Here is a 25,634-nt window from a genome sequence, read left to right as displayed (position 1 = left end):
GACCACGGGGAGTAGATCCGTATGCCCAGTCTCGACCGCCGACGCTTCCTGCGCGACGCCGCCGCCACCACCGCCCTGGTCTCCGCCGGTGGCCTCGCCGCCGGAGTCGCCACCCCGGCCCAGGCCGCGCCCACCACCACCGCGCCCGCGCCGACCGCTCGCCGCAAGGGGGCGGTCAGCTTCCGCTGGTGGGGTACGGCCGGCTGGCGCGTCGACATCGGCGACCGCACCGTTCTCGTCGACCCGTTCCTCAGCCGGATCGACACCGGGCTGTTCACCGGCGCGTTCAAGACGGACACCCCGTTGACAGTGCGCACCGACGTGATCGACCCGCGCGTCGACCGGGCCATGACGGTGCTGGTCACGCACACCCACTGGGACCACTTCATGGACGTGCCGTACATCGCCGAGCGCACCGGCGCGCGGGTGTTCGGCACGCTGACCGCGTACCACCTGGGGTTGGCCTACGGGCTGCCGTCGACGCAGCTCAGCGCCGTGAAGGGTGGGGAGGTGCTGGACTTCGGCGACCACAGCGTCGAGGTGGTCGGCTCGCTGCACAGCCGCAACCCGTCGTACTCGGTCGCCTTTCCCGGGGTGCGGGTGACCCAGCCGCCGCAGCCGGCCACCATCGCGGACCTGCCGGAGGGTGACACGCTGGGCTACCTGCTGCGGGTCGACAGCGGTCCGTCGGTCTACTTCACCGGGGCCAGCGACGTCGCCGAGCGGAACCTCACCGGCCTCGCGCCGGACGTGGCGATGGTGGCCATGCAGAGCGCCACCACCACCGGCGACTACCTGCCCCGCCTGCTGGCCGGTCTCGACTACCCGAAGGTCGTGGTGCCTGTGCACTACGACAACTTCGAGACGGCGTTGCAGAACCCACCGGCGGTCGCCCCGACCGACCGCACCCGGCTGAACGAGATGATCGCGGCGGTGCGCCGGATCTCACCGCGTAGCCGGGTGCTGGTGCCCGAGTACGAGACCGCGTACCACTTCTGACCAGCTCCGGTGGGGGTCGCCGGGCGGCGACCCCCACCCCGGTCAGGAGGCGGTCATCTCCGCCAGGGCCCGCACCGACTTCCAGTTGCGGGAGGTGGCCACCACGCCCAGCTTCTTCTCCAGGTACGCGTTCGTGAACTTCGACCGCCCGTAACCGCCGTCGACATAGTGCAGGAACACCTCCCGGCCGGTCACCGTGAACGACACGTTCTCGCCGCCGGGCACGGTGAGGGCGTCCACAGTCGACTTCTGCGGTGCGGTGGCGAGGAAGGCCACCAGCAGTCGCGTCGGGTCCTCCTCCCGGTCGGCGTACGGGTTGCCGCCGGCGATCGCCGCCAACTCCCGGCCGCTGCGCACCAGCACCGGCACTGTCAGCGCCAGCTCGTCGGTGAGCGCCCCCGCGATCCCGGCGGCCAGCTTCTCCGCATCACGCACCGAGCTGCCGAACGCCACGTTGCCGCTCTGCAGGTACGTCTTGACGTCCTCGTGCCCGAGGTCGGTGACGATCCGGCGCAGGTCGGCCATCGCCAGCCGGGTGGTGCCGACGTTGACCCCGCGCAGCAGGGCGACGTACCGGGTCATGGCTCCTCCTCGGGTGCGGACAACCCGCTCAGCGTAGGCCGCCCGGCCCCACCAGGCCCGTCTCGTACGCGACGATGACCAGTTGCGCCCTGTCGCGTACCGCCAGCTTGGTCAGCAGCCGCCCGACGTGCGTCTTGACGGTGGCCTGGCTGAGGTTGAGGTGCGCGGCCAACTCCGCGTTGGACAGGCCCCGGGCGATCAGCGCGAGCACCTCCCGTTCCCGATCGGTCACCCCGTCCAGCTGCCGTGGCAGCGGCCGGGTCGGCTCCGGCTGCCGGGCGAACTCGTCGATCAGCCGACGGGTCACCGTCGGCGCGAGCAGCCCCTCCCCGGCGGCGACCACCCGGATCCCGGTCAGCAGGTCCGCCGGTGGGGTGTCCTTGAGCAGGAACCCGCTCGCCCCGGCGCGCAGCGCCCCGTAGACGTACTCGTCGAGGTCGAACGTGGTCAGGATGATGACCCGGGTGTCGGCCGTCGCCGGGTCGCCGCAGATCCGCCGGGTCGCCTCGATGCCGTCCATCTCGGGCATCCGGACGTCCATCAGCACCACATCCGGCCGGTGCTGCCCGGTCAACGCGACCGCCTGCACGCCGGTGCCCGCCTCGCCGACCGTTGTGCAGTCCGGGCTGAGGTCGACCAGCAGCCGGAAACTGCCGCGCAGCAACGCCTGGTCGTCGGCGATCAGCACGCGGATCACGCGGCCACCCGGTAGGGCAGGCTGGCCGTCACCGCGAAACCACCGTCGGAGCGGGGGCCAGCGCGGAACTCCCCGCCGTGCAACGCCACCCGTTCCCGCATGCCGATCAAACCGTGCCCCTCCCCGCCGAGCAGGACCGGCCGCTGGCCGTCGTCGGTCACCTCCACCCGCACCTCGTCGGGCAGGACGGTCACCGTAGCCCGGCAGGCGGCCGGCGCCGCGTGTTTCACCACGTTCGTCACCGCCTCCTGCACGATCCGGTACACAGCCAGGCCCACCGACTCCGGCACCGCGCCGGCCGGCTCGTCCCGCCGCACGTCGAGCCGCACGTCGACGCCGCCGATCGCCGCCTGCCGGGCGAGGGCCGGCAACTCGTCCAGCCCCGGCGTCGGCGCGTACGGGCTGTCCTCGCGCAGCACACCGAGCACCCGCCGCACGTCGGTCAGCGCGGTGCGGCCGGTCTCCTCGATGACCCGGAGCGCGGCGCCCGCCTCGCGGGGGTCGGCCTCGGCGACGTGGTTGGCGACGGCCGCCTTCACCACGATGAGGCTCAGCGTGTGCGCGACCACGTCGTGCAGCTCGCGCGCCACCCGCAACCGCTCCTCGGTGGCCGCCTGACGGACCAGCTGGTCGCTCTGCCGGGTGGCGAGGGCGCGTCGCTCCCGGATCAGCCAACCGATCACCCAGGCCGGCGCGACCATGACGGCGGCGTAGACGACAGCGCCGGTGCGCGACCAGAGGTCGCCCGCTGTCAGCACCAGGCCGACGCTCACCAGCGCGAGACAGCCGGCGGCGCAGAGCATCGACCGGCGGGTGGGTGTCGCCACCGCCACCGTGTAGAAGGACAGGCCGATGGCGAACGCCGGCGCGGCGGCCGCGAAGTTGGGTATCACCCCGGTGATCAGGGTGACGGTGGTGATGGAGCTGATCACGACGGCCACCGTCATCGGCCACCGTCGCCGGACCGCCAACGGCAGCCCGATGGCCATCCCGACCAGCACGGACACCCAGAGCGGCTCGTCCACGCCGCCGTGCAGCGGCGACTCCAGCGCCGCGTACGGGCAGAGCAGCCCACCGACGGCCACCGCCAGCACGGCGTCCACGATGTACAGGTCCACCGGCCGCATCCGTCGGGTCAGCAGGAGAGCGGTCACCCGTCGAACGGTAGCGGCCGGCAGGGACGGCCGCGTCCGCCTGCGGGTCGTCATCCCGTAGGACGACGTACCGGCGTGTGCGGGCCGTCGACTCCACCCGGGGGAGGGCCGGAAAGTGCCCGCCCCGGCCCGACGCGCCGCACCCCCGGCGTTCGGCACCGTAACGGTCATGACCACAGACACGGTGACCCTGACAGGGCTGCGCGCGGTGTACGGCACCGGAACCCGGCGGGTGACAGCGCTCGACGGCGTGACCACCGGCTTCGCCGGCAGCACGTTCACGGCGGTGATGGGCCCCTCGGGTTCGGGGAAGTCCACACTGCTGCACTGCGCGGCGGGGCTGGACCGCCCGACCGAGGGGATCGTCACGATCGACGGCACCAGCCTCAACGACCTGGGCGAGGACGAGCTGACCCGGCTGCGGCGGGACCGGATCGGCTTCGTGTTCCAGGCGTTCAACCTCGTGTCCACGCTGACCGCCGCGCAGAACGTCGAGTTGCCGTCGCGCCTGGCCCGCCGCCGCGCGCCGGCCCGGGACGTGGCCGCCGCCCTCGACGCCGTCGGACTCGCCGACCGGGCCGGACACCGGCCAAGTGAGCTGTCCGGTGGCGAGCAGCAGCGCGTCGCAGTGGCCCGAGCGTTGATCACCCGTCCGGCGGTGGTCTTCGCCGACGAGCCGACCGGGGCGTTGGACAGCGCCGCCTCCCGGCAGGTGCTTCGACTGCTGCGGGCGCTCGTCGACGACCACGGGCAGACAGTGGTGATGGTGACCCACGATCCCGCCGCCGCCGCGTACGCCGATCGGGTCGTCCTGCTGGCCGACGGTCGCGTCGTCGACGAGTTGACCGGCCCGATCACCGCCGCCGTCGTCGCCGCGCGGATCGCCGAGCGGGAAACCGTCGCGGAGTCGTCGTGCTGAGCGTCCGGCGGTCGGCCAGCGCGTTCGTGGCCGTCGCCATCGGGGTCATGCTGGTCGCGGCGGCCACTCTGCTGCTCGCCTCCGGGCGTCCGCAGGTGCCGGACCGGTTGGCGCGGGCGGCGGTAGTGGTGCAGAGCCCCGAGGCGGGCGCGTCCCCGGACGAGTTCGTGCCGACCCGGCCGTGGTCCGCCAGCGTTGCGGCGGAGTTGGTCGGCAGGCTGGCCGGTCTGCCGGACGTGGTGGCGGCGGTGCCGGACCGCACCTTCTACGCGCAGCCGCTCGTGGACGGCCGGCCCTCGGCCTCCGACACCGGGCGGGAGGACGCCTACCAGGGGCACGGCTGGTCCAGCGCCCAACTGGGTGGGCTGCGCCTCACGGCCGGCGAGCCACCCCGCCGGCCCGGCGAGGTGGCCGTCGACAGCGCGCTCGGGCTGCGCGCCGGCGCGCCGGTCACAGTGCTGACCGCCGTGGGCCCGGAGTCGTACACCGTCACCGGTCTGGTCGACGGGCCCGGCGTCCATGTCGCGGACGCTGTCGCCGCCGCGCTCGCGCCCGGCGTGCGGGCCATCGGGCTGGTGCTCGCCCCGGGCGCCGATCCCGAGCGGGTCGCCACGGCGGCTCGCGGAGTCGTCGGCGACGACGGTCGGGTGCTCAGCGGTGCCGCCCGGGGTGCTCTGGAGCCGCGCGGCGACGCCCGTACCCGGTGGATCGGCATGCAGGTGCTCACCGCCACGGCGGCCCTCGCCGGTTTCGTCACTGTGTTCGTGGTCGCCTCCACCTTCGCGTTCACCATTGCGCAGCGCCGCCGTGAGCTGGGCCTGCTGCGCGCCGTCGGCGCCACCGGGCGCCAGGTCCGCCGCATGGTGTACGCCGAGGCGCTCGCCGTCGGCGTCTCGGCGGGGCTCGTCGGCCTGCTGGTGGGCGCGGCGCTCGCCCCGCTGCTGGGCCGGCTGCTCGTCGACGTCGGCTACGAACCGTCGACCTTCCGGGTCCGCTACGAACTCTGGCCGGTCGCGGTCTCGCTCGCCGCCGGGCCGGTGATCGCGTTGCTGGCCGTCTGGTCGGCGTCCCGCCGGGCGGCGCGGGTCCGCCCGTTGGAGGCGTTACGCGACGCCGCTGTGGAGCAGCGCTCGATCGGGCGGCTGCGCGCCGTCACCGGGGTGCTGCTCGTCGCGGCGGGCGCCGCGCTCAGCGTGGGCGCGGCGACCGCGGACGAGGCGCGGGTGGGGGCGCAGTACGCGCTCTACGCGGTGATGGCGTTGGTGGCCGGCGCCACAGTGCTCGCCCCGGTGGTGGTCGGGCCGCTGGTGTGGCTGCTGCGTTCCCCGGTGCGTCGGCCCGGTGGCGCGATCGGGATGCTGGTCCGGGGCGGGGCGTTGACAGCGACCCGGCGGACCGCCGCCATCGCCGCGCCGGTGCTGCTCACTGTCGCGTTCGCGGTGCTGGTGTCCGGGATGGTGCGCACCACCACCGCCGCGTACGCGGCAGGTCGGGCGGACAACGTGAACGCCGGCTGGATCGTCGTGCCGGACCGCGCGCCCGGCCTGTCGGACCAGGCCGTCGCCGCGACCGGTGGCACCGCCCTCCTGCCGACCACCGTCTACCGCACCGACCCCGGAATGTCGCCGCCGGACCGGCCGATGACCGCGCTCGGCGTGGACCCGGAGGGCTTCGCCGCCGCGAACCGGGTGCTCACCGTCGTCGCCGGCTCGCTGAACGACCTGGAGGGCGACGACACGGTGGTGGTCACCGCGTCGACGAACCGGCTGCCGTCCGAGCCGTACCCGGTGGTCTTCGCCGACGGGACGTCGGTGTCGTTGCGCGTCGTCGCCGTGGTCACCGACACGTCGATCCCCGGCGACCTGCTCGTGCCCCGGGCCGTGGTGCGAGCCCACGACCCGTCGGCGCTGACGTCCACCGTGTACGTCCGGGACCGGATCGATCCGCCGGTCGGCGCGCGGATCGTCGACGTCCCGGGCTGGGCGGCCGAGGCGGATGCCGCCGAGGACCGCCTCGTCTGGCTCTTCACAGTGCTGCTGATCGGGGTGTCCGCCGGCTACGGGGCCATCGCGGTGGCCAACACGCTGCTGCTGGCCGCCGCCGGCCGCGCCGCGGACCTGCGGCTGATCCGGATGGCCGGGGCGACCCGACGGCAGGTCATCTGGCTGGTCACTGCGGAGTCCGCCCTGGTGGTCCTGATCGGCGCTTTGCTGGGTGGTGCTGTCGCGTTCGTCGGTCTGCTCAGCATCAGGGCCGGCCTCGCCGAGCAGGTCGGCGCCCCCGTCGACCTGGTGGTGCCGTGGCCGGTGGTCGCCGGGGTGGTGGGGCTGTGCCTGCTGCTCGCGGTGCTGTCCAGTGTGCTGCCGACGTGGCGGCTGCTGCGTCACCGTCCCGCCCGGTCACCGGTCGGCGGATGACCGCGCCCCCGCGTGGGCGGTCGGGCCGCTACCGTCCACTGATGCGATCCGCGCGCCCGGTCGGGCTGCTCCTCTCCGCCACCGCCGTCGTGCTCTGGGCGTACGGCATGACCACGTGGCAACCGCTGACCGAGCCACTCGGCCCGTGGTCGGAGCACCTGCCGGGCAACAACGCCTACTGGGCGCGTGACCTGCGGTTCATGGCGATCATGGCGGTGCCGCTCGGGTTGGTGCTGGCCGGGCGCGGGCAGGTGCGGTGGAGCGGCCCGGCGGTGGTGCTGGGCGGCTGCTGGATCGCCGCCGACGTGGCGATCGACCGGGCCGACCTGATCGGCGTCGACGCGACGGTGCGGCTCGCCGTCGCCGGCTGCGCCGTGCTCGGCGTGGTCGCGGCGATTCTGCTCTGGTGGGAGCTCCGCACGCCGCAGACGCGGGAGCCTGGCACGCCTCCGGCGGCCGACCGGCGGGTGCTGACCGGCGCGGCCTGCGTGGCCGGGGTGCTGACTCTGGTGGCGGCCGGAATCGAGTCACCGACCGACCGGGAGCCGGAGCTGAACCAGGGTGCCCTGGCCACCGCGGCGCTGCTGGTGGTCCTGGCCGTCGGCGCCGCGCTGGCGGCGGCTCCGGCGCGCACCCGGGCCCGGGTCGGCCTGGCGGCCGGCCTCACAGTGGCGGGCCTGCTCGGCGTCGGGCTGGTCCGTGCCGCCGCGCCCGGCGAACGACTCCTGCCGGAGGCCGCTCTCGGGGCGGTGCTGCTCACCGGGGTCACACTGCTGGCCTGGGACTGGCCGGGCGGTCGACCGATCTGGTGGCACCACGCCCTGGCCGCGCTCATCGCGTTGGTGGGCCCGGTGGTGTTCCTGGTGGCCACGGCCGTCCCCATGATGATCATGCTGCCGATCGGCGCGACGTTCACCGAGCTGGCCGGCAACAGCCCGATCCACGCCGCCGACTCCGACCTGCTGGTCTCCCTGGTCGGCCTGATCGCCGGGCTGGGAATGGCACTGCTGTTGGCCCGGCCGAGCGTCGAGGACCGCCGGAAGCTCCGCTAGCTCACTCGACGACCGGCAGCACCACCTCGTTGCGGCGCAGGAACCACGGCTTCCACGGCGGGTCGAAGCGCGCGTACCGGATGGCGCCGGTCGGTTGCAGGCCGGCCGCGGTCACCGACCGGCCGAGCATGGTGGCCCGCTGGCTGAACGCCTGCTCCGTCCACCGCCCGGAGAACCGCATCGCCGCCGCCAGCCGCGCCGGAACCGCACGGATCCGCACCCGGGCATCCACCGGCTCGGGCAGGGTGGCGGTGGTGAAGGTGGCCGGCATGACGAACTGGATCAGGTACGCCCCCGGCCACTCACCCTCGATCTGCACCACCGGCACGGTCATGGCGATCTTCTCCGAGTCGCTGGCCGCCGCCATCGCCGGCGCGGCGGAGCCGATCGGGTGCCGGGCCCGATTGGCACCACCGATGTACGCGGCCAGCGGCCGGAACGCCTCGATCGGCGCCCGGGTGAACGACGCCTGGATCTGCATCTCGGCCACCAGGTGGGCGGGGTACCGACGCAGCTCGAAGCCGGGGTGTCGGGACACCACCCGGTACGGCTGCTGTTCGGTCATCGCGCGGCTCCCAGGGTCTGCTGGGACAGACGCTACCGCCCGTTCGCCTCCCGCTCGGCCGAAGTCGGCCGCTCCGGCCCGGAGGCGAGGGCCCTGGTGGTCAACCGCCAGTACTGCCGCTTGCCCTCGTCGCGCAGTACCACACCGATCTGGCCCAGCTCGCGGCGCAGCTCCCGGGCGTCGTCGCGGCGGTCCCGCTGGATCGCCCGTTCCCGGGCGCGCAGCAGCGCGTCCGCGCCGGCCGGCAACCCGGGCAGGTCCGGAACCCACAGCCGGTACGCCGACCGGTGCGGGTCGTCGTCCGCCCAACCCCAACCGTGCTCCCGGAACGCCGCCGCCAGTTTCGCGGCCGGCAGGTCAGTGGACTCCCGGACCAGTTCCGCGCCGTCGGCGTCGAGCAGCACGAGGTGTTTGTCGGCGAGGAAGACCACCCGGGTGTCGACCCGGGCGATTGTCCGGTTCTCATCGGAGCGGCGCAGCTGGACCTGCGCCTCGTCGACGGTGACGATCAGCCGTTCGGCGGTGCCGATCCCGGCGATGACCAGGCCGGCAAGGACGCCCGCCGCGATGGTGCCGGCGGTGGCCTGCGGCTCGGGCAGCCGGTCCAGCCACTCGATCAGGTCGCCGAACGGCTTCCAGGGCAGCCGGGCGAGCCAGCCCGTCGCCGCCGCGAGGAGCCATCCGGCGCCCGCGCCGAGCAGTGGGAAGCCACCCCAGAGGACCGCCAGCTCCAGCGGGCCGCCGCTGACCACGGTGCGTGGACGGTAGCTGGCCATCTCCATGGTCAGGACACCTCGCGGCGCAGCGTCCGGAACAGCCCGGCGGCCAGCGGGAGGACCATCCAGACCAGTAGGGACACGACGATCCGCCCCCACTGCTCGCCGGTGAGGGCGTCGCTGCTGAACAACGGTTCCATGGTCTTGCTGGTGTCCAGCCATTCGGACGGACCGCGCAGCGGCTTGACCATCTCGCCGAGCACCCCCCAGAGGGTGGGCAACAGGAAGTAGCCGACGATGGCCAGCGGCGGGTTGAGCAGCAGCAGACCGAAGGCGGCGCCAATCACAACGTTGGTGACCTGGAGGATTACCGCGTTCACGAGCAACGAAGCATCCAGACCCCACGTGCCCGCACCTCCGGTGGCGGACGCCACAAGCGTCCCGACCGCGGCGAGGGCCAGGCTGGCCAGCACCGAGGCGAGCGCGGCGAGTACGACGGCGAAGAGCTTCGCGGCCACCACCCGCTCGCGGCGGGGCACCAGGGCGTACGTGGTGAGGGCGGTCCGTTGGGACCACTCGCTGGTGATCGACAGGATGCCGAGCACCGGCAGTAGCACCCCGATCGGCAGCAGTGAGGGGACGAAGAAATTGTTGAACGTCTGGTCGGCGTCCGGCGCGTAGATCAACTGGAGGGTGACGATCGCGGCGGCGACCAGGCCGATGGTGATCAGCAGCCAGCGGCCGGCCCTGGTGTCGACGAGCTTGCGCAGCTCCACGACGGTGAGCCGGAGCAGCGACGGTCGGCGTACCGGAGTGTGGTGCCGGGGCGCGACGGCGCCGGCGGCGGGCGCGGTGGTGGTGGTCATCGGACGGACTCCTTGGTCGATTCGCCAGCGGTCAGGGTGAGGAAGAGCTGTTCGAGGCCGCCACCGCTGGCGGGGCGCAACTCGGCCAACGCGACGCCGGCATCGGCGGCGGCCTGGCCGACCGCCTCGGCGTCGGCCTGCACGAGCAGCCCCTCCGAGCTGTCGGCGGCGCTCAGGTTGGCCACCTCCAGCGCCCGACGAAGCGCTGCACCGTCGCGGGCCCGGACCACAGTGCCGCCGCCGGCCAGCAACTCGTTCTTGTCGCCCTGGGCCACGATCCGGCCACCCCCGATCACCACCAGCCGGTCCGCGACCGCCTCCACCTCGCGCAGCAGGTGGGAGGAGAGCAGCACGGTGCCGCCCCGGTCGGCGAAGTCGCGCAGCAGGCCGCGCATCCAGAAGATCCCCTCCGGGTCCAGGCCGTTGGCCGGCTCGTCGAGGATCAGCACCCGGGGGTCGCCGAGCAGCGCGTGCGCCAGCCCGAGCCGCTGACGCATGCCCAACGAGTAGGCCCGTACCCGACGCTTCGCGGCCACCGCGTTCAACCCGACCAGGTCGAGCTTCGCGGCGACCTCGCGTCGGTCCAGACCCATTGTGTACGCGGACAGCGTCAACGCCTCGCGGCCGGTGCGCCCCGCGTGCTGGGCGGAGGCGTCCAGCAGCACCCCGACCTCCCGCCCCGGGTTGGGCAGCTCCCGGTACGGGTGCCCGGAGACGGTGGCGCGGCCGGCGGTCGGCGCGGTCAGCCCGCAGATCATGCGCATGGTCGTCGACTTGCCGGCGCCGTTGGGGCCGAGGAAGCCGGTGACGGTGCCCGGCTCGCACTGGAACGACACGTCGTCCACGGCCGGGTGTGGCCCGTATCGCTTGGTGAGGTTCTCCACGGTGATCATGTCGTCGAGCCTGCCCGTGCCGCCCGGCCATCCGCTGCGGCCACCGGTCGGTGCCGCGTCGACCTTGGTCGACCGCGGGGTCTCGACTTTGGTAGCTGGTCGTGTCGCCCGTCGGCTGCCTAGCATGGCGTCGTGACCAGCGTCGCCGTCCCGGAGCACCCCTGGCTGCTGCCAGGGGAGCTGGTGGTGCCGGCCGACCCTGGGCGTCCGCGTCCGCGTCGCACCACCCGCGACTGGATCGTGGACAGCCTGGCGTTCCTGGTCTCCCTGCTCTGGGTGCTGTTCGCCACCGCCGACGCCCTGTCGCCCGACCCGGCGATGGCCACTCCGCTCCCGCACGACTGGATGACCGGCGCCGACGCCCTGATCGGGCTGGTCTGCTGCGGGCTGCTCTGGTTGCGCCGACGGTGGCCGCTCGGGCTGGTGGTGGCGACGACACCGCTGACCCTGTTCTCGCTGGCCGCCGCCATCCCGCTGTTGATCTTCTACTTCACTGTGGTGGTGCACCGGCGGACCGCCATCGCGATCGCGGTCACCGGTGCGGGTCTGGTCACCAACATGGTCTTCAGTTGGCTGCGCCCGGACCCGAACTGGCCGTACTGGGCCACGATGTCGTGGGGCGTGGTGCTCAGCCTCGCCGTGCTGGCCTGGGGGATGTTCGTCCGGGCCCGCCGACAGTTGATCGTGTCGTTGCGCGAGCGGGCCGAGCGGGCCGAGGCGGAGCAGCAGCTGCGGGTCACCCAGGCCCGCCACCTCGAACGCACCCGGATCGCCCGGGAGATGCACGACGTGCTGGCCCACCGGATCTCGCTGCTCAGCCTGCACGCGGGTGCGCTGGAGTTCCGCCCGGACGCGCCGGCTGACGAGGTGGCCCGAGCCGCCGGGGTGATCCGGGGCAGCGCGCACGCCGCCCTTCAGGACCTGCGGGAGGTGATCGGGGTGCTCCGGGCCGAGGACGACGGTGCCGGCGACGCCCCCGAGCCGCCGCAGCCCACCCTCGCCGACCTGCCGGCCCTGATCGCCGAGTCACGGTCGGCCGGGGTGCGGGTGAACGTCAGCGACAGCGTCGCCAGCCCGGGACAGGTCCCGGCGGCGCTGGGCCGGGCCGCGTACCGGATCGTGCAGGAAGGGTTGACCAACGCCCGTAAGCACGCGGCCGGCGCGGCCGTCACCGTGGACGTGGCCGGCGGGCCGGGCAACGGGCTGACAGTGGCGATCGGCAACCGGTGGCCGGTCGGCGCACCGGCCGGCGGCACACTCCCGGGTGCCGGCACCGGCCTGGTCGGCATCAGTGAACGGGTGACCCTGGCCGGCGGGCGGCTCGCCTACGGTCGGGACGACAGCGGTGACTTCCGGCTGGCCGCCTGGTTGCCGTGGCCGGCGTGAGCAACACTGCCGGGCCGCCGGACCCGACCGGGCCCACCGGCGCAGCCGGGCCGCCGGTGCGCGTGCTGATCGTGGACGACGACGCGTTGGTCCGGGCCGGGCTCTCGATGATCCTCGGCGGACTGCCGGACCTGATCGTGGTCGGCGAGGCGGCCGACGGTGGCGAAGTGCCGGCGGCCGTCACCGCGTACGCCCCGGACGTGGTGCTGATGGACATCCGAATGCCCCGGGTCGACGGGCTGACCGCCACCGAGGCGCTGCGTGCCCAGCCGCACCCGCCGGAGGTGCTGGTGCTGACCACCTTCGACGCCGACGAGCAGGTGTTGCGGGCGCTCCGGGCCGGGGCGGCCGGGTTCCTGCTCAAGGACACCCCACCGGCGGAGATCGTGCGCGCCGTACGTCGGGTCGCGGCGGGCGAGGCGACGCTCTCCCCGACGGTGACCCGGACGCTGATCGCCCACGTGACAGCGGCCGCCCCCGGCCCGGTCGGCCCGGACCCGCGTCGCGAACGGGCGCTTCGGCTGCTCACCGGGCTCAGTGAGCGGGAGCGGCAGGTGGCGGTCGCGCTGGGGCGCGGCCACACCAACGCGGAGATCGCGGGGGAGTTGTTCATGAGCGTGGCGACGGTGAAGGCGTACGTCTCCCGGCTGCTGACCCGACTGGAACTCAACAACCGGGTCCAGGTGGCGCTGCTCGTGCACGACGCCGGCCTCGTCTGACGAGGCGTTCGCCGGGGTCAAGGGCCGGACACACCAACGCGGATGAGGTTACACTCATTTTTGGTTGTTCCATCGTTGGTTGTGTCAGGAGTGATCGTGGACGGCTTTGTCGGACGGGACCGTGAACTCCACCTCTTGGGCGGCATGCTTTCTCGGGTGAAACGGGGTGGCCGTGCTGGTCGGCCTGGGCGGGCCCTTCTCATGCGCGGTCGCCGGCGGGTGGGCAAGTCCCGACTGGTCGAGGAGTTCGTGGAGCGGGCCGAGGTGCCGTACCTCTTCTTCACCGCCTCGGCGCAGCCGACCGTCGCAGCCGAGCTCGCTCTCTTCGTGGAGGAGGCGGCCGCCTCGACACTGCCGGGTGCGCAGATCCTTCGGGAGCAGCAACCACAGACCTGGGACGCCGCGTTGACCCTGCTCGCCGCCGCGCTGCCGTCCGACCGGCCGAGCGTCGTCGTCCTGGACGAGATGCCGTACCTCGTCGCGGGCGACCCGGGTTTCGAGGGAACGTTGCAGAAGGTCTTCGATCGCGAGTTGTCCCGTCGACCGGTTCTCCTGATCTGCGTCGGATCGGACCTGGCCATGATGGAAGCCCTCAACGATTACGGCCGGCCGTTCCACCAGCGAGCCACGGAGATGGTCATTCCGCCGTTGAGCCCGGCCGACGTCAGCGACATGCTCGGCCTGTCCGCCGCCGACGCGTTCGACGCCTACCTGGTGTCCGGCGGTTTGCCGCTGATCCTCGACGAGTGGCCGACCGGTGCGTCGGTCCACGAGTATCTGACCGACGCGGTACGGGATCCGACCTCTGCCCTGCTGGTCAGCGGCGAGCGGGCACTGGCGGCGGAGTTCCCGCCCCAGTCCCAGGCGGGGCTGGTGCTGCGGGCCATCGGCTCCGGTGAGCGGACCTTCTCGCTGATCTCCCGCGCGGCAGGGGATCTTCCGCAGGCGTCCCTTAACCGCGCCCTGCGCCTGCTGACCCAGAAACGGGCCGTGGAGGTCACCGTTCCGCTGTCGACCAAGCCGTCGCGGGAGACCCGGTACTCGGTGGCTGATCCGTACCTGCGTTTCTGGTTGTCGTTCCTGGGGCCACACCTCTCCGAGATCGAGCGGGGGCGGGGCGACCTGACCCTGGACCGGATCGACCGGTCGTGGACGTCCTGGCGGGGGCGGGCCATCGAACCTGTCGTCCGGGAGGCGCTGCGCCGGCTGCCCAGTGACCATCTACCGGCGGAGGCGGCGATGATCGGCGGCTACTGGACCCGGACCAACGACCCGGAGATCGACATAGTCGGCGCCGACAGTGCGCCCGTCGCTCGGAGCATCAGCTTCGTCGGATCGGTCAAGTGGCAGGAGAGCCGACCCTTCGATGCGCATGACCTGGGCCGGCTGCTCCTGCACCGGTCCCTGCTTCCCGGTGCCGACGAATCGGTGCCGGTCGTTGCCGTGTCGCGCAGCGGCACTGCCGTCGACGGCATCCGCGTGTTGTCGGCGGAGGATCTGCTTACCGCGTACCGGAATTGAACTTTCGTCCGGTGTCCGCCGTACCCATGGCCGAGGATGTCGGTGCGGTGGGTCCGCCGTACCGCTGCCGAACTGCGGGAGGCCTGCCGTGCGAGTTGGTGAGCAGTCGACGGATCCCATCGATCAGGTACTGGGTGAGGTGCCAATGCCGGCACCGTTGACCCCGGAGGATGTCCGGCTCGCGGTCCGGGCGGTGGTGGTGCACACCGCCGAGGAGTGGCCGACCGGGCCGCTGTGCCGCAACGACGGTGCCTCCTACCCCTGCCGTCTGCACCGCTGGGGGCGACGGGTGTTGGAGACACACGGGCTCAACGAGCGGCAGATCGAGGCGTTGATCCGGCACGGTAATCCGTTCGTGCACGTGCCCTTCCCGTTCACGGCCACCGGGCCGTCGCGGCAACAGGCCGCGCGGGTCGTCCCCCAGGGGGTACGGCCCACCGCTGCTGGCCGGCCGGTGACTCCCCCCGTCACCGCGCCGCGCTGGCCCCGGGCGAGCTGAGCGCGCTATCCCCTCCGCCCGCCAGACCCGGGGCGACACGACGTCGGCCCGGCGCGGAGATTCCCCCTCCGCGTCGGACCGACGTCGCTCTGGGCGGGCCGCTCAGCCGCTCAGCCGCTCAGTTGCCGACGCCGCAGTCCGGGGCGGACCAGCTCGTCGTGTTCGAGCTGCGGTCGCTGTTGTTCTCCCGACGCGAGTCGACGTGCACGTGGTCGTCGTGGTCGGGGTAGCCCGGCCCGTAGATACCGCTGAAGCCGTTGTTGCGGGCGTTGCGGGCGACCTGGCACAGCGAGGACGTCCGTGAGGTCACGTCGGCCGCGTTGCCGTACAGGTGTTGGCTGTCGGACGCGCCGCCGACCTGGTTGTTGCAGGCGCGACTGCGGAATCCGCTGGACACGTTGAGCGGCTTGTCGCCGAGGCTCTTGCGCAGCGCCTCGAGCTTCCACATGGTGCGCAGCGCGTTCTGCTTGGTCTGGTTCGCCGACAGCGGGCCGCCGCTCCACCCGCTCCCGCCGCACCCGTTGTCCAGCTCGCCGTAGCTGAAGTGCGCGGGTGTGCAGTCGTTGTCCTGGAGTTGGTACAGCTTGGCGAAGGTCTGTGGGCCGGCGATGCCGTCGGCGCGCAGCCCGTACGCCTGCTGGAACCGCTTGACCGCGGCGGCGGTCTTCGGCCCATAGCGCCCGTCGTTCTCCACGATGTCCCGGTTGCCGGCCCACCCGGCGACCCGGATCTGCAACTGGCGGACGTCGTCGCCGGAGCGCCCCTGGGTGAGGGTGCGGTTCCAGGTGTAACAGCCGTCCGCGTGCGCCGCCGGTGCGGCGATCACCGTGGCGATTGCGGCCCCGGGCAGTGCCAGGGCGAATGCGACGGCGACCCGCTTCAAGGTGTTTACGCGCACAGAAGTCCTCCCGATAGGAGAGCGAATGGGGTGGCTTCGGGACATCGACCGAGAAGTCCCGTGATTTCCACCCTCGCACTGATCCGTGCCGTTGGAGGTGGTTAACGAGAATTGTGCTCACAATCCGTCGTCCCTGGGTATTGGCTGGGAATTCAGCTGATTTGCGAAACAGTCATTCCCGCCGTTCACCCCTCCTGCGGCCAAGCGCACCGAACGTCGCAATCTGCCACACCGAGGGTGATGTTCCCGGGGGGATGACGGCCGGTAACGTCAGCCGCGGTGGTGAACTGGCGGAGGTGCGCGTGGCACGCGGTGGCGTCTTCTGTGTCGAGGGTCAGTGGCACCGTGACCTCAACGAGCGGGGGTCGGTGCTGCCCACCCTGGAGCTGCTGGAGCGGCTCGGCAAGATCCGCTTCATCCACAAGGACGCGGCCACCCGCGACGAACTGTTCTACTTCCTGGACCGTTGGCTGCTCAAGCAGTACGCCGACCACCGGGTCGGCTTCTTCGCCATGCACGGCGAGCCGAGCCGGCTCTGCCTCACCGACTGGCAGTCGGTGGAGTTGAACGAGGTGGCTGAGCTGATGGCCGGCCGCGCCGAGGGGCGTCGACTCTATTTCGGTAGCTGCTCGGTGCTGCGCGCCTCGGATGCGGTGCTGCGCGAGTTCCTGGAGGTCACCGGGGCCGCTCTGATCTGCGGTTTCACCCGGGAAGTCGACTGGGTCGAATCGGCTGCCTTCGAAACCGTCCTTCTCGACGTGCTCGCCAACGGCCAGCGACACAACGCCGCCGAGCTGCGGATGGGCTCCGCCCACTGGGCGCCGCTCGCGTCGTACCTCGGTTTTCGGGTCATCTACGCCAACGGTCGGGCCTGGCGTCCGTCCGGTCGCCCACGGGTGCCGACCCAGGCGGTGCGCCGCGCCGCGGTCCGACCCCGCTGACCCGCCGCCACCGCCGCGCCCGCGCCCTGGTAGGAACGGGGAATGGCACGCAGCATCGCAAGGAACACCCGGGTCGACCGGGATGGCCTGCTCGACTTCGTCCGGCCGCGACACCGCGTCCTGCTGATGACCACCCGGGCCGACGGGCGCCCGCAGTCCTCCCCGGTCTCCGCCGGGGTCGACAGCCAGGGGCGGCTGGTCGTCTCCACCTACCCCGAGCGGGCAAAGGTGAGCAACATCCGCCGCGACCCCCGGGTCTCGGCCTGCGTGCTCAGCGACGACTGGAACGGCCCCTGGGTGCAGCTCGACGGCACCGCCGAGGTGCTGGACCTGCCCGAGGCGTTGGAGCCGCTGGTCGAGTACTTCCGCAGCATCTCCGGCGAGCACCCGGACTGGGACGACTACCGGGCGGCGATGGTGCGCCAGGGCAAGTCGTTGATCCGGGTCACCATCGACGCCTGGGGCCCGATCGCCACCGGCGGCTTCCCGGCCCGCCTCGCCGACTGACCACGGCTGGCCCGCACCCTGGTCAGTACGCGGCGGTGAAGCGGGCGTTCTGGTGCTGCGGCTGCTCGATCTCGTCGATGATCGCCACCGCCAGGTCCTCGTAGGTGAGCACCGAGCGGCCCTGAGCGTCGGTGACCGGCTGGTCGGTGCCGGTGCGGTAGTGCCCGGTACGCGCGCCGGGGTGGAACTCCAGCGGGGGTGGCGAGACGTACGTCCAGCTCACCCCGTCGGCGGCGGTGCGGTAATAGTCCAGCGCGTCCGCCTGACCGAGCGCCGAATCCCGGTACTCCGCTGGGAAGTCCGGCTCGTCGAGGATGCGGGTGCCACCGGGGGTGAGCAGGGTGGACCCGCCGCCCAAGTGGATGATCCGCGGTGCGGCCGGCATCCCGCGCAGCGTGGTCACCAGGTTCTCCGCCGCGTTCCGCCACAGCTCGCGCTCGCCGCCGCCGATCGCCACGACCAGCGCGTCGGCGTCCGGCGCCAGCTCCCGGACACTCCGCTCGCTGGTCGCGTCGCCGGTGACCGTCCGCACCCCGGCCGGCAGGTACGAGGTGGCCTCCGGGCGGCGGACGGCGGCGATCACCCGGTGCCCCCGGTCGACCGCTTCGGCAACGACCCGCGAACCGGCGGTGCCGCCCGCGCCAAACACGACGATGGTGCTCACCAGCTCAGGCTAGGGACTGGGCCGGCTGCCCGTCGGTGGAACGACGATCCCGTCAGTCGACCAGGGCGGCGTAGACGAGCTGGCGCAGCTGGGAGCGGAGCGGATAGGTGCTCGACGGCATCAGCTGCGTGAACAGCAGCGCGGTGATCTCCTCGGCCGGGTCGACCCAGAACGCGGTGCTGGCCACCCCGCCCCAGTAGAACTCGCCGACGCTGCTCGGCACCCGGCTGGGGATCGGGTCGTCGACCACCGCGAAGCCGAGGCCGAAGCCGATCCCGTCCAGGGTGGTCTCGGCGAAGCCGCCGGTGGAGAGGGTGCCCAGGTCATGACCGCCGGGCAGGTGGTTGCGGGTCATGAACCGCACGGTGCGCGGCCCGAGTAGGCGGACGCCGTCCAGTTCGCCGCCGCGCAACAGCATCGACGTGAAGCGGTGGTAGTCGGCGGCACTGGAGATCAACCCGCCGCCGCCGGAGAGCAGCGCCGGCTTGCTGAACGCGAGCGACCCGAGGCTGTCGTAGCGGACGGCCCGGCCACTGCGCGGTTCCGGGACGTAGAGCGCGGCCAGCCGGTCGGCCTCGTCGCCCTCCACCCACCAGCGGGTGTCGGTCATGCCCAGCGGGCCGAAGATCCGGTCGGCGAAGAACGCGTCGAGGCTCTGCCCGGAGATCACCTCGACGAGTCGGCCGAGCACGTCGGTGGCGACGGAGTAGCCCCACGCCGAGCCGGGCTGGAACAACAGCGGCAACTCGCCGAATGCCGCGCAGGCGCTGGCCAGGTCGACGTCCGCCGGCGGGTACAGGTCGTAGCCGGCGGCCCGGTAGAGCCCGTCGACCACCGAGGTCTGCATGAAGCCGTACGTCAGGCCGGCCGTGTGGGTGAGCAGGTGCCAGACCCGGATCGGCTCGACCGCCGGAACCGTGTACGGCTTGAGCGCCGACCCCTTGGAGTAGACCCGCACGTCGGCGAACTCGGGGAGCCAGCGGCTGATCTCGTCGGTCAGCTCGAACCGGCCCTCCTCCCACAGCATCATCGCCGCGACCGAGGTGACCGGCTTGGTCATCGAGTAGATCCGCCAGAGGGTGTCGGCCTCGACCGGTGCGCCCGACTCCCTGTCGCGCAGCCCGTACGTCGAGGAGTGCGCCACCTCGCCGCCACGGGTGACCACCACCTGCCAACCGGCCAGCCGGCCGTCGTCGACGTACCGACCGAAGTGCTCGTCGATCCGCGCCAGCCGCGCCGCGTCGAAACCGATCTGATCCGGGTCCTTGCTCCGAGCCACACTCACGTCGCCGAACCTACTCGCCGGTACGCCGCCACTGGAAGGGGGCCGGTACCGGCCACGCCGGCAGTCGGCTGTCGGCGGCGCCCACTAGCCTGGCCGGATGCCGGAGTTGACCGAGGACGTGACCTTCCGCGACGAGGACTGGTACGGCGAGGAGTTGACCGACCGGCACTTCGTGGGCTGCGAGTTCTTCAGGGTGGACCTGACCGAGGCGCTGAGCAGAGGCGCGGTCTTCACCGGGTGCACGTTCGGCAACGTGGCGTTCAACGCCTCCCGGCACGTCGACTCCGCCTTCACCCGTTGCGTCTTTCGGCGGTGCAACTTCTTCGAGGCCGAGTTCACCGGCTGCAAGATGGTCGGCAGCACCTTCACCGAGTGCGATCTGCGTCCGTTGACGGTGGACGGCGGTGACTGGTCCTTCGCCGCGCTGCCCGGTGCCGACCTGCGTGGCGTTCGGCTGACCGGGGTGCGCATGCGCGAGGTGGACCTCACCCGGGCCAACCTCACCGGTGCTACCGTCACCAGTGTCGATCTTTCCGGCGCGCAGCTGACCAACGTCCGGCTCGGCGGCGCCGACCTGCGGGGCAGTGATCTCACCGCGCTCGACCCGACGGTCGTCGAACGGGCCGGCGCCATCATCGACGTCGAGCAGGCAGTGGTCGTCGCGCAGTTGCTGGGCTTCCGGATCGGCTGACGCGCACAGCGCTCGTGGTCTGCCGAAGTGTCCGTCCGAGCGGACCAGGTTGTCCGACAGCGTCCCATTGTGGGCTGGACACGTCCGGCAGTCCGGATCTAGCGTGTCGTCCACGCCCGTTGCAAACGTGAAACGGCCCACAGTGGACGGTGTGGTCCGCGGCGGTCCAGAACGGCCGGGCGGTGGAGTTGGAGGGGTCGGTGGCGGACGAAGACCGCACGCGGGCTGGTTCGAGGGCTGGCGACGCGCCGCCGAGGCACCGTCCGCGTGCCATTACCGCCGGGGTGACCCGCGGCGTGTTGCGCCGGGCCCGGCAGCGGCGGCGCTGGGCGGTGGAGGGAGCCGCCGTACTCGCCTGCCTGGTGGTGTTGATCTCGTACCTCGGCACCCGGTCCGGTCCGGAGCCGGATGACGGCCAGGCGGGCCCGGGTGGCCTGCCCGCCGGGTCCGCCCGTTCCCCCGGTCTACCGGCCGCCGACGGGCGCACCGGCGAGGCCGGACCGGCGACGCCCGGTCTGCGTCCGCGCCAGCGCCCACCCTCGCCGGACCCGACGCCGTCGGCCAGCGCGCCTGCCCCGCCGCCGGCCAAGCCCGGTTCGCCGGCGCTGTCGGTGAGCCGGGGGGAGATGCCCGCCGCCGTCGACCTCACCGCCGTGGGCACCCGGGACTGGGTGCACTGGGGGGAGCATGGGGGCAGATCGACGAACCGCAAGCGCTCCGGCTCCGGCGAGATCATCGACGGGGGCGGCGCCGGCAGCCGGGTCGGCTGGGACGGCAACCAGGAGTACGTGCGCTGGTCCGACGGCGCGCCGGAGCGGTCGACGAACGGCAGCTCCAACGGCGTCTACACCTGCGGTGCGGGGAACGGGTTCAGGATCGCCATCGCCGGCAGCGGCGAGCCGCGCACCGTCCAGCTGTACGGCGGCATCTGGATGGCTCGGGGGCGACTGGAAGCGCGGTTGTCGACCGGCGGACCGGCCAGCACCGCTCGACTGGAAGACCCCTACAACAGTCAGAGTGCCCAGTTCACCATCCGCTTCACAGTGCCGAAGGGCGCCCGACTGCTGCTGAACTGGACCGTCGAGAAGGTCTTCACGCCGCACTGCGGCAACGTCGGTCTGCAGGCAGTGACGGTGCGCTGACTGACTGACCGGTCGCTGCGCCCGCGGGTGGCGGGACAGTTTGTCCGTCGCGGACCGTCGAACACGTCGTAACTTTCTGCTGTCCCCATCCGGCCATCCAGTGTGGAGGCAGCGGAGATGAGTAGCAGCACCGCCCACCGCGTCCGTCGTGCCGCTTCGTCCGGCACCGGTGAGGCGTCCGGGGAGGTTCTTCGCGACATTCCCCTGCCGCCGTACGTGACGGGCGAGGACACCCAGTTCGCCGTACGGGCGGTGGTGGTGCACGCCCCCCGGCGGTGGTCCGGGGGTGTGGTCTGCCGCAACGATGCCAGCCCGCACCCGTGCCGCCTGCACCGCTGGGGCACCCGGGTGCTGGCGCTGCGCGGGCTGCGGGCCGCTGAGATCGCCGCGCTCATCGAGCGTGGTGACCCGACGGCGGTGGTCCCCCCACCGGACCGTCCGGCCTGAGCGCTCGCCGGGCCGGGAGGCGCGCACGCGCCTCCCGGCCGCCGCTCAGCAGGTGATCGGTTTGACCCAGGAACACTCGACGCCCTCCGGGGTGCGCGGCGTCGCGGGCACCGTCGGCGCGGCCACCCGTGCCGTCGACGCCGCACCCTCGCGGAAACCGGCCAGCGCCACGGCGATCTGGTCCTCCAGCGGCTTCACCGACGCCGTCAGGTAGTTGTTCAGCAGGATGGAGAACGCCAGCAGGCGACCATCGGCGCTGGTGACGTAGCCGGAGAGCCCGGAGACACCCGTCAGGCTGCCGGTCTTGGCGTGCACGTTGCCCGCGGCGGGGGTGCCGGCCATCCGGCTGCGCAGGGTGCCGCCGACGAACCGCTCAGGCTGGCCGGCGATCGGCAGTGCCGCGTACCAGGTCGCGAACCACGGTTCGGCGCGGACGGCGCTCAGCAGGTCGACGAACTCCGCCGCCGGGACCAGGTTGCGCCGGGACAACCCTGAGCCGTCACGCTGCCGCAGTCTTCCGGTGTCCATTCCCGTGTCGGCGACGTACTCGCTGATCGCGGTGAGTCCGGCCGTCCAGGTGCCCGAGCCGGAGAGCACCCGACCGATCTCCTTGGTCAACACCTCGGCGTGCCCGTTGTTGGACAGCTTGAGGAACGGCGTCATCAGCTCACCCAGGCTCATCGAGTCGTGGCGCGCCACCGGGTGGGCCGTCTCCGGGGTGGGCTGGCCGAGCACGGTCCGGCCGAGCACCCGCACGCCGTGTCGGTGCAGCGCCGCCCGGAACACGTCGGCCGCGTAGCCGGTGGGTTCCCAGACGGTGACCCAGTCGCTGGCCGGCTCGTCGCCGACGGCGATCTGACCGGTCACCACGACGGTGTTGCCGCCGTGCTCGCGCTCGATGGAGATCGAGGTCTCGCCGTCGCTGACCGTCTGGGCGCGGTTGTCGACGCGGACGTACCCGGTGGCGGGGGTGGTGGTGACCACCGGCGGGGCGCCGGCGCGGTCGGCCGGTGCGGCGTGCACGATCAGCGTGCCCGCGTCGTAGTCGGTGTCCGGGGCGACGGTCAGGGCGGAGACCTGGGCGGCGTAGTAGTAGGGCTCGTCGTCCCAGGTCCAGTCGGGCCCGAGTCGGGTGCGGTCGTAGCGGGTGTCGTCGGCGACCAGGTTTCCGGTGACCACCCGGACGCCGTCGGCGGCGACCTTCGCGGCGAGCGCGTCGTAGTCGGCGGCGAGCATGGTCGGGTCGCCCCCGCCGTGCAGGTAGAGGTTGCCGGAGAGCAGGCCCGCGCGGCGTTTGCCGCTGGTGCGTACGTCGGTGCTGAAGCGGTGGCCGGGGCCGAGCAGCTCAAGGGCCGCGGTCGAGGTCAGCAGCTTGGTGTTGGACGCCGGCACCAGCCGGCGGTCGCCGTTGCGGTCGTAGAGCGTCTGTCCCGTGCTGGTGTCGACCACGACCACCGACGCCTGCGCACCGGTCAGCCGGGTGTCGGCGAGGATCGTGTCGATGGTGGCGCGCAGGTGGGTCGTCGCGGGGGTGGGCGACTCGGCCGTGGCACCGGGCGCTCCGGCGGTGGCCGCGGTGGCGACCAGTGCGAGCAGCGCGAGGGCCCGGGGAAAGTGACGGCGATGCATTCGCTGATGCTGCCACGGAGATATTCGCCGGAGAAGGGCCTCTGGCGAAAGATATTGCCGTCTGGGTTATTTCGGCCCGCCGACCGATTTCTCGTGTCCACCCCAGTAGTGCCGCTGCGCCCCCATGACCATCGGCGCGACCAACGCGGCGAGCGCCCCGCCGAGCAGCGGGAAGACGATGAACACCCAGAGCTGCCGCAGGGCCACGCCGCCCTCGAAGACCGCCGGGCCGAACGCGCGGGCCGGATTGACCGCCGCGCCGGTCAGCGTCACACCCACCAGTTGGGTCACGGCGAGGGCCAGGCCGATGGCCAGCCCGGCGGTGCCCGGATTTTCACTCCGACTGGTCACCACCAGCACGACCAGCACGAAGAGGAAGGTCAGGACGACTTCCAGCACTGCCGCGCCGCCCCGGTTGATGTGCGCGCCGTAACCGTTGGTACCCAGGGCCCCGGTCTGGTCCGCGACGTCACCCCAACGGGTGAGCGCCCAGAGTACGAAGCCCGCCACTGTCGCTCCGACGAACTGCGCGATCCAGTAGGCCACCGCCCCGACCAGTGAGATCTTTCCGGAGAGCAGCACACCGAGCGTCACCGCTGGGTTGACGTGGCTGCCGGAGAGTGGGCCGATCGTGTAGACGAGGGCCACCATCACGAACCCGAAGGCCAGCGCCACCACCACCACGCCGCCCTGAACCCGTGCGGCGACGGCGCTGCCCACACCGAAGAACACCAACAACAGGGTGCCGAGGAACTCGGCCGCATACCGACGGAAGTCGCTCATTCACTCACCGTAAGCGCAGGTCAGGTGGTCGAAGCCGAAACGGCGTCTGTGATCGGCGCGACGGTCCAGGGCGGGCACAGCGGTGACGTCCGGGGCGTTGCAGCCCACGTGGACACGCACTCCGCGGACGTCGTGGTGATCGGCGCCGGGCAGGCCGGCCTGAGCGCCGGTTATCACCTGCACCGCACCGGCTTCGCGCCCGACAGCGGCTTCGTCATCCTCGACGCCGACAACGGGCCCGGCGGCGCCTGGCAGCACCGCTGGCCGACGCTGGTCTTCGGCCGGGTGCACGGCTTCCACGACCTGCCCGGGCTGCCACTCCCACCCACCGAGCCACAACGCCCGGCCTCCGAGCAGGTCCGCGCCTACTTCGCCGCGTACGAGAGAGCCTTCGACCTGCCGGTACGGCGGCCGGTGCGGGTCCGGGCGGTGCGCTCCCGCCCCGACGGCCGGCTGGATGTGCACACCGACCGGGGCACCTGGACCGCCCGGGCTCTGATCAACGCCACCGGCACCTGGACCCGACCGTTCTGGCCCCACTACCCGGGCCGGTCGACGTTCCGGGGACGGCAGCTGCACACCGCCGACTACCGAGGGCCGGCCGAGTTCACCGGCCTTCGCATGGTGGTGGTCGGTGGCGGCACCTCGGCCGTGCAACTGCTCGGCGAGGTCTCCACCGTCGCGGCGGCCACCACCTGGGTGACCCGACGACCGCCGACGTTCAACGACGAGGAGTTCGGCCCGGAGCTGGGCCGCGCCGCGGTGGCCCGGGTGGACGAGGCGGTCCGGGCCGGCCGACCGCCGGGCAGCGTGGTGGGCGTGACCGGGCTGCCGGTCACCCCCGAGGTACGCCGACTTCGCGAGCGCGGCGTCCTCGACCGGCTACCCATGTTCGACCGGATCACGCCCGACGGGGTGGCCTGGACGGACGGGCGGTTCGTGCCGGCGGACGTGATTCTCTGGTGCACCGGATTCCGGGCAGCCATCGACCATCTCGCCCCGCTGGGCCTGCGCGCGCCGGGCGGCGGTATCACGATGGACGGCACCCGCGTGGCCGCCGACGCGCGGGTTCACCTGGTCGGGTACGGCCCCTCGGCCAGCACGATCGGGGCCAACCGGGCCGGCCGCGCGGCGGTCACCGAGATTCGCGCCTGGCTGGCCCCGGCCGCCGCTCTCCACTGACCTGGCTCTATTTGACGGATGCCCGGTGAGCGGGCACGGTGGGAGAGACGGGGCCGTCAGCTGCCCCGATCCGATGCGACGGCGACGACCGTTCGCCCTCTGTCGCCTCCCACGTGTGCTCGTACGCGGGCCGACTGTCCGGTCCGCGCGGTATCCGACCGCGAGCCGAGAATCCACGAGGAGTTCCACACATGCTCACCATGACCGATAACGCCGTGCTCGTCATTCGAGACCTCGCCAACCAACAGGACGTCGCCCAGGACGGCGGGGTGCGGATCGCCGCGGACACCGAGGCCGGCTCGCTCACCGTCGAGTTGGTGCCCGAACCGGTGCAGGGCGATCGGGTGGTGGACAACCAGGGCGCCCGGATCTTCCTGGACGAGGACGCCGCCGAACTGCTCGGCGACGCGTCGGTGGACGCCACCGTCGACGACGAGGGCATCATCCAGTTCGGCTTCACCGAGAAGCAGTAGACCCGAC

The 25,634-nt window shown here is 72.4% G+C and carries 27 protein-coding genes; 15 read left to right on the top strand and 12 right to left on the bottom strand.

Going from position 1 to position 25,634, the window contains the following annotated elements; all coding sequences use genetic code 11:
• Positions 1-21 precede the first annotated feature (21 nt).
• Positions 22-999 (top strand): MBL fold metallo-hydrolase, encoded by a 978-nt coding sequence (locus OH804_RS22625; protein ID WP_406059346.1) that lies wholly within the window; start codon positions 22-24, stop codon positions 997-999.
• A gap of 42 nt (positions 1,000-1,041) precedes the next feature.
• Here OH804_RS22625 and OH804_RS22620 read toward each other — a convergent pair whose 3' ends face one another.
• The 3 genes from OH804_RS22620 to OH804_RS22610 are packed head-to-tail and all read right to left on the bottom strand — an operon-like array spanning position 1,042 to position 3,432.
• A complete protein-coding gene (locus OH804_RS22620) occupies positions 1,042-1,581 on the bottom strand; it encodes a DUF1697 domain-containing protein (protein WP_406059344.1) in 540 nt (179 codons plus the stop codon).
• 28 nt (positions 1,582-1,609) lie between these two features.
• A complete protein-coding gene (locus OH804_RS22615) occupies positions 1,610-2,278 on the bottom strand; it encodes a response regulator transcription factor (RefSeq protein WP_196921294.1) in 669 nt (222 codons plus the stop codon).
• Positions 2,275-3,432: a sensor histidine kinase gene (locus tag OH804_RS22610; RefSeq protein ID WP_307788593.1), complete on the bottom strand. Its 1,158-nt coding sequence runs from the start codon at positions 3,430-3,432 to the stop codon at positions 2,275-2,277. The genes OH804_RS22615 and OH804_RS22610 overlap by 4 nt, the downstream gene beginning before the upstream one ends.
• A 169-nt stretch (positions 3,433-3,601) precedes the next feature.
• On the opposite strand from OH804_RS22610, the gene OH804_RS22605 reads away from it, so the two are divergent.
• From OH804_RS22605 to OH804_RS22595, 3 genes are read left to right on the top strand one after another with little or no spacing between them, the layout of a single operon-like run.
• Positions 3,602-4,351: an ABC transporter ATP-binding protein gene (locus OH804_RS22605; RefSeq protein WP_406059341.1), complete on the top strand. Its 750-nt coding sequence runs from the start codon at positions 3,602-3,604 to the stop codon at positions 4,349-4,351.
• A complete protein-coding gene (locus OH804_RS22600) occupies positions 4,345-6,768 on the top strand; it encodes an ABC transporter permease (protein WP_406059339.1) in 2,424 nt (807 codons plus the stop codon). The genes OH804_RS22605 and OH804_RS22600 overlap by 7 nt, the downstream gene beginning before the upstream one ends.
• A gap of 41 nt (positions 6,769-6,809) precedes the next feature.
• Complete coding sequence (locus tag OH804_RS22595) at positions 6,810-7,820, top strand: hypothetical protein (protein ID WP_406059337.1); 1,011 nt, start codon at positions 6,810-6,812, stop codon at positions 7,818-7,820.
• A gap of 1 nt (position 7,821) precedes the next feature.
• Here OH804_RS22595 and OH804_RS22590 read toward each other — a convergent pair whose 3' ends face one another.
• The 4 genes from OH804_RS22590 to OH804_RS22575 are packed head-to-tail and all read right to left on the bottom strand — an operon-like array spanning position 7,822 to position 10,860.
• Positions 7,822-8,385 carry a heme-binding protein gene (locus OH804_RS22590; protein WP_196921298.1) on the bottom strand — a complete coding sequence of 188 codons (564 nt, stop codon included), beginning with the start codon at positions 8,383-8,385 and terminating at the stop codon, positions 7,822-7,824.
• Positions 8,386-8,417: 32 nt separating this feature from the next.
• On the bottom strand, positions 8,418-9,167 hold the full coding sequence (locus OH804_RS22585) for a hypothetical protein (RefSeq protein ID WP_406059335.1): 750 nt from the start codon (positions 9,165-9,167) through the stop codon (positions 8,418-8,420).
• A 2-nt stretch (positions 9,168-9,169) separates the two neighbouring features.
• Positions 9,170-9,967, bottom strand: a complete 798-nt coding sequence (locus OH804_RS22580; RefSeq protein ID WP_406059333.1) for an ABC transporter permease — start codon at positions 9,965-9,967, stop codon at positions 9,170-9,172.
• Positions 9,964-10,860, bottom strand: a complete 897-nt coding sequence (locus OH804_RS22575; protein ID WP_406059331.1) for an ABC transporter ATP-binding protein — start codon at positions 10,858-10,860, stop codon at positions 9,964-9,966. Before OH804_RS22575 ends, OH804_RS22580 begins: the two co-directional genes overlap by 4 nt.
• A 132-nt stretch (positions 10,861-10,992) precedes the next feature.
• Here OH804_RS22575 and OH804_RS22570 point away from each other — a divergent pair, with 132 nt between their 5' ends.
• From OH804_RS22570 to OH804_RS22555, 4 genes are all read left to right on the top strand, one after another.
• Complete coding sequence (locus OH804_RS22570) at positions 10,993-12,246, top strand: sensor histidine kinase (RefSeq protein WP_196921302.1); 1,254 nt, start codon at positions 10,993-10,995, stop codon at positions 12,244-12,246.
• Positions 12,225-12,965 (top strand): response regulator, encoded by a 741-nt coding sequence (locus tag OH804_RS22565; protein WP_406066628.1) that lies wholly within the window; start codon positions 12,225-12,227, stop codon positions 12,963-12,965. Before OH804_RS22570 ends, OH804_RS22565 begins: the two co-directional genes overlap by 22 nt.
• A 201-nt stretch (positions 12,966-13,166) precedes the next feature.
• Positions 13,167-14,486 carry an ATP-binding protein gene (locus OH804_RS22560; protein ID WP_406059329.1) on the top strand — a complete coding sequence of 440 codons (1,320 nt, stop codon included), beginning with the start codon at positions 13,167-13,169 and terminating at the stop codon, positions 14,484-14,486.
• 145 nt (positions 14,487-14,631) lie between these two features.
• The gene (locus tag OH804_RS22555; protein WP_225855057.1) at positions 14,632-14,985 is read left to right on the top strand and encodes a hypothetical protein; all 354 of its coding nucleotides are present in this window, start codon (positions 14,632-14,634) and stop codon (positions 14,983-14,985) included.
• Between the two features lie 118 nt (positions 14,986-15,103).
• Here OH804_RS22555 and OH804_RS22550 read toward each other — a convergent pair whose 3' ends face one another.
• Positions 15,104-15,883, bottom strand: a complete 780-nt coding sequence (locus tag OH804_RS22550; RefSeq protein WP_196921304.1) for a D-Ala-D-Ala carboxypeptidase family metallohydrolase — start codon at positions 15,881-15,883, stop codon at positions 15,104-15,106.
• A 302-nt stretch (positions 15,884-16,185) separates the two neighbouring features.
• Between OH804_RS22550 and OH804_RS22545 the strand changes: the two genes are divergently transcribed.
• Together OH804_RS22545 and OH804_RS22540 are read left to right on the top strand one after the other, a co-directional pair.
• Positions 16,186-16,824 carry a DUF6642 family protein gene (locus tag OH804_RS22545; RefSeq protein ID WP_196921305.1) on the top strand — a complete coding sequence of 213 codons (639 nt, stop codon included), beginning with the start codon at positions 16,186-16,188 and terminating at the stop codon, positions 16,822-16,824.
• 42 nt (positions 16,825-16,866) lie between these two features.
• Positions 16,867-17,331 (top strand): PPOX class F420-dependent oxidoreductase, encoded by a 465-nt coding sequence (locus OH804_RS22540; RefSeq protein ID WP_196921306.1) that lies wholly within the window; start codon positions 16,867-16,869, stop codon positions 17,329-17,331.
• A gap of 22 nt (positions 17,332-17,353) precedes the next feature.
• On the opposite strand, the gene OH804_RS22535 is transcribed toward OH804_RS22540, so the two are convergent.
• Both OH804_RS22535 and OH804_RS22530 read right to left on the bottom strand, forming a co-directional pair.
• A complete protein-coding gene (locus OH804_RS22535) occupies positions 17,354-17,995 on the bottom strand; it encodes an NAD(P)-dependent oxidoreductase (protein ID WP_196921307.1) in 642 nt (213 codons plus the stop codon).
• Between the two features lie 52 nt (positions 17,996-18,047).
• Entirely contained in the window at positions 18,048-19,280 is a 1,233-nt protein-coding gene (locus tag OH804_RS22530; protein ID WP_406059325.1) for a serine hydrolase domain-containing protein, read from the bottom strand.
• Between the two features lie 97 nt (positions 19,281-19,377).
• Here OH804_RS22530 and OH804_RS22525 point away from each other — a divergent pair, with 97 nt between their 5' ends.
• From OH804_RS22525 to OH804_RS22515, 3 genes are all read left to right on the top strand, one after another.
• Positions 19,378-19,971, top strand: a complete 594-nt coding sequence (locus OH804_RS22525) for a pentapeptide repeat-containing protein (RefSeq protein WP_196921309.1) — start codon at positions 19,378-19,380, stop codon at positions 19,969-19,971.
• Between the two features lie 284 nt (positions 19,972-20,255).
• Entirely contained in the window at positions 20,256-21,113 is an 858-nt protein-coding gene (locus tag OH804_RS22520; RefSeq protein ID WP_307788596.1) for a hypothetical protein, read from the top strand.
• Positions 21,114-21,230: 117 nt separating this feature from the next.
• Entirely contained in the window at positions 21,231-21,560 is a 330-nt protein-coding gene (locus OH804_RS22515; RefSeq protein WP_030331319.1) for a hypothetical protein, read from the top strand.
• Positions 21,561-21,605: 45 nt separating this feature from the next.
• Here the strand turns inward: OH804_RS22515 and dacB are convergent, their stop codons facing one another.
• Both dacB and OH804_RS22505 read right to left on the bottom strand, forming a co-directional pair.
• A complete protein-coding gene (gene dacB / locus OH804_RS22510; RefSeq protein WP_406059322.1) occupies positions 21,606-23,189 on the bottom strand; it encodes a D-alanyl-D-alanine carboxypeptidase/D-alanyl-D-alanine-endopeptidase in 1,584 nt (527 codons plus the stop codon).
• Positions 23,190-23,255: 66 nt separating this feature from the next.
• A complete protein-coding gene (locus OH804_RS22505) occupies positions 23,256-23,972 on the bottom strand; it encodes an MIP/aquaporin family protein (RefSeq protein ID WP_196921312.1) in 717 nt (238 codons plus the stop codon).
• 108 nt (positions 23,973-24,080) lie between these two features.
• Here OH804_RS22505 and OH804_RS22500 point away from each other — a divergent pair, with 108 nt between their 5' ends.
• Together OH804_RS22500 and OH804_RS22495 are read left to right on the top strand one after the other, a co-directional pair.
• Positions 24,081-25,154 carry an NAD(P)-binding domain-containing protein gene (locus OH804_RS22500; RefSeq protein WP_406059320.1) on the top strand — a complete coding sequence of 358 codons (1,074 nt, stop codon included), beginning with the start codon at positions 24,081-24,083 and terminating at the stop codon, positions 25,152-25,154.
• Positions 25,155-25,345: 191 nt separating this feature from the next.
• Positions 25,346-25,627, top strand: coding sequence for an adhesin (locus OH804_RS22495; protein ID WP_091393621.1), 282 nt, complete (start codon positions 25,346-25,348; stop codon positions 25,625-25,627).
• Positions 25,628-25,634 lie beyond the last annotated feature (7 nt).

Source organism: Micromonospora sp. NBC_00860, assembly GCF_045207375.1.
GTDB classification, from domain to species: domain Bacteria; phylum Actinomycetota; class Actinomycetes; order Mycobacteriales; family Micromonosporaceae; genus Micromonospora; species Micromonospora vinacea.
The sequence above is the reverse complement of the archived record's forward strand: the minus strand, read 5'-3'. Positions and strand labels throughout refer to the sequence as shown.

Excerpts from the sequence above, each read along its gene's own strand:
- OH804_RS22625 (WP_406059346.1), top strand. The coding sequence starts at position 22 with ATGCCCAGTCTCGACCGCCGACGCTTCCTGCGCGACGCCGCCGCCACC.
- OH804_RS22620 (WP_406059344.1), bottom strand. The coding sequence starts at position 1,581 with ATGACCCGGTACGTCGCCCTGCTGCGCGGGGTCAACGTCGGCACCACC.
- OH804_RS22605 (WP_406059341.1), top strand. The coding sequence starts at position 3,602 with ATGACCACAGACACGGTGACCCTGACAGGGCTGCGCGCGGTGTACGGC.
- OH804_RS22595 (WP_406059337.1), top strand. The coding sequence starts at position 6,810 with ATGCGATCCGCGCGCCCGGTCGGGCTGCTCCTCTCCGCCACCGCCGTC.
- OH804_RS22590 (WP_196921298.1), bottom strand. The coding sequence starts at position 8,385 with ATGACCGAACAGCAGCCGTACCGGGTGGTGTCCCGACACCCCGGCTTC.
- OH804_RS22585 (WP_406059335.1), bottom strand. The coding sequence starts at position 9,167 with ATGGAGATGGCCAGCTACCGTCCACGCACCGTGGTCAGCGGCGGCCCG.
- OH804_RS22580 (WP_406059333.1), bottom strand. The coding sequence starts at position 9,967 with ATGACCACCACCACCGCGCCCGCCGCCGGCGCCGTCGCGCCCCGGCAC.
- OH804_RS22575 (WP_406059331.1), bottom strand. The coding sequence starts at position 10,860 with ATGATCACCGTGGAGAACCTCACCAAGCGATACGGGCCACACCCGGCC.
- OH804_RS22560 (WP_406059329.1), top strand. The coding sequence starts at position 13,167 with ATGCGCGGTCGCCGGCGGGTGGGCAAGTCCCGACTGGTCGAGGAGTTC.
- OH804_RS22555 (WP_225855057.1), top strand. The coding sequence starts at position 14,632 with ATGCCGGCACCGTTGACCCCGGAGGATGTCCGGCTCGCGGTCCGGGCG.
- OH804_RS22540 (WP_196921306.1), top strand. The coding sequence starts at position 16,867 with ATGGCACGCAGCATCGCAAGGAACACCCGGGTCGACCGGGATGGCCTG.
- OH804_RS22525 (WP_196921309.1), top strand. The coding sequence starts at position 19,378 with ATGCCGGAGTTGACCGAGGACGTGACCTTCCGCGACGAGGACTGGTAC.
- OH804_RS22515 (WP_030331319.1), top strand. The coding sequence starts at position 21,231 with ATGAGTAGCAGCACCGCCCACCGCGTCCGTCGTGCCGCTTCGTCCGGC.
- dacB (WP_406059322.1), bottom strand. The coding sequence starts at position 23,189 with ATGCATCGCCGTCACTTTCCCCGGGCCCTCGCGCTGCTCGCACTGGTC.
- OH804_RS22505 (WP_196921312.1), bottom strand. The coding sequence starts at position 23,972 with ATGAGCGACTTCCGTCGGTATGCGGCCGAGTTCCTCGGCACCCTGTTG.
- OH804_RS22495 (WP_091393621.1), top strand. The coding sequence starts at position 25,346 with ATGCTCACCATGACCGATAACGCCGTGCTCGTCATTCGAGACCTCGCC.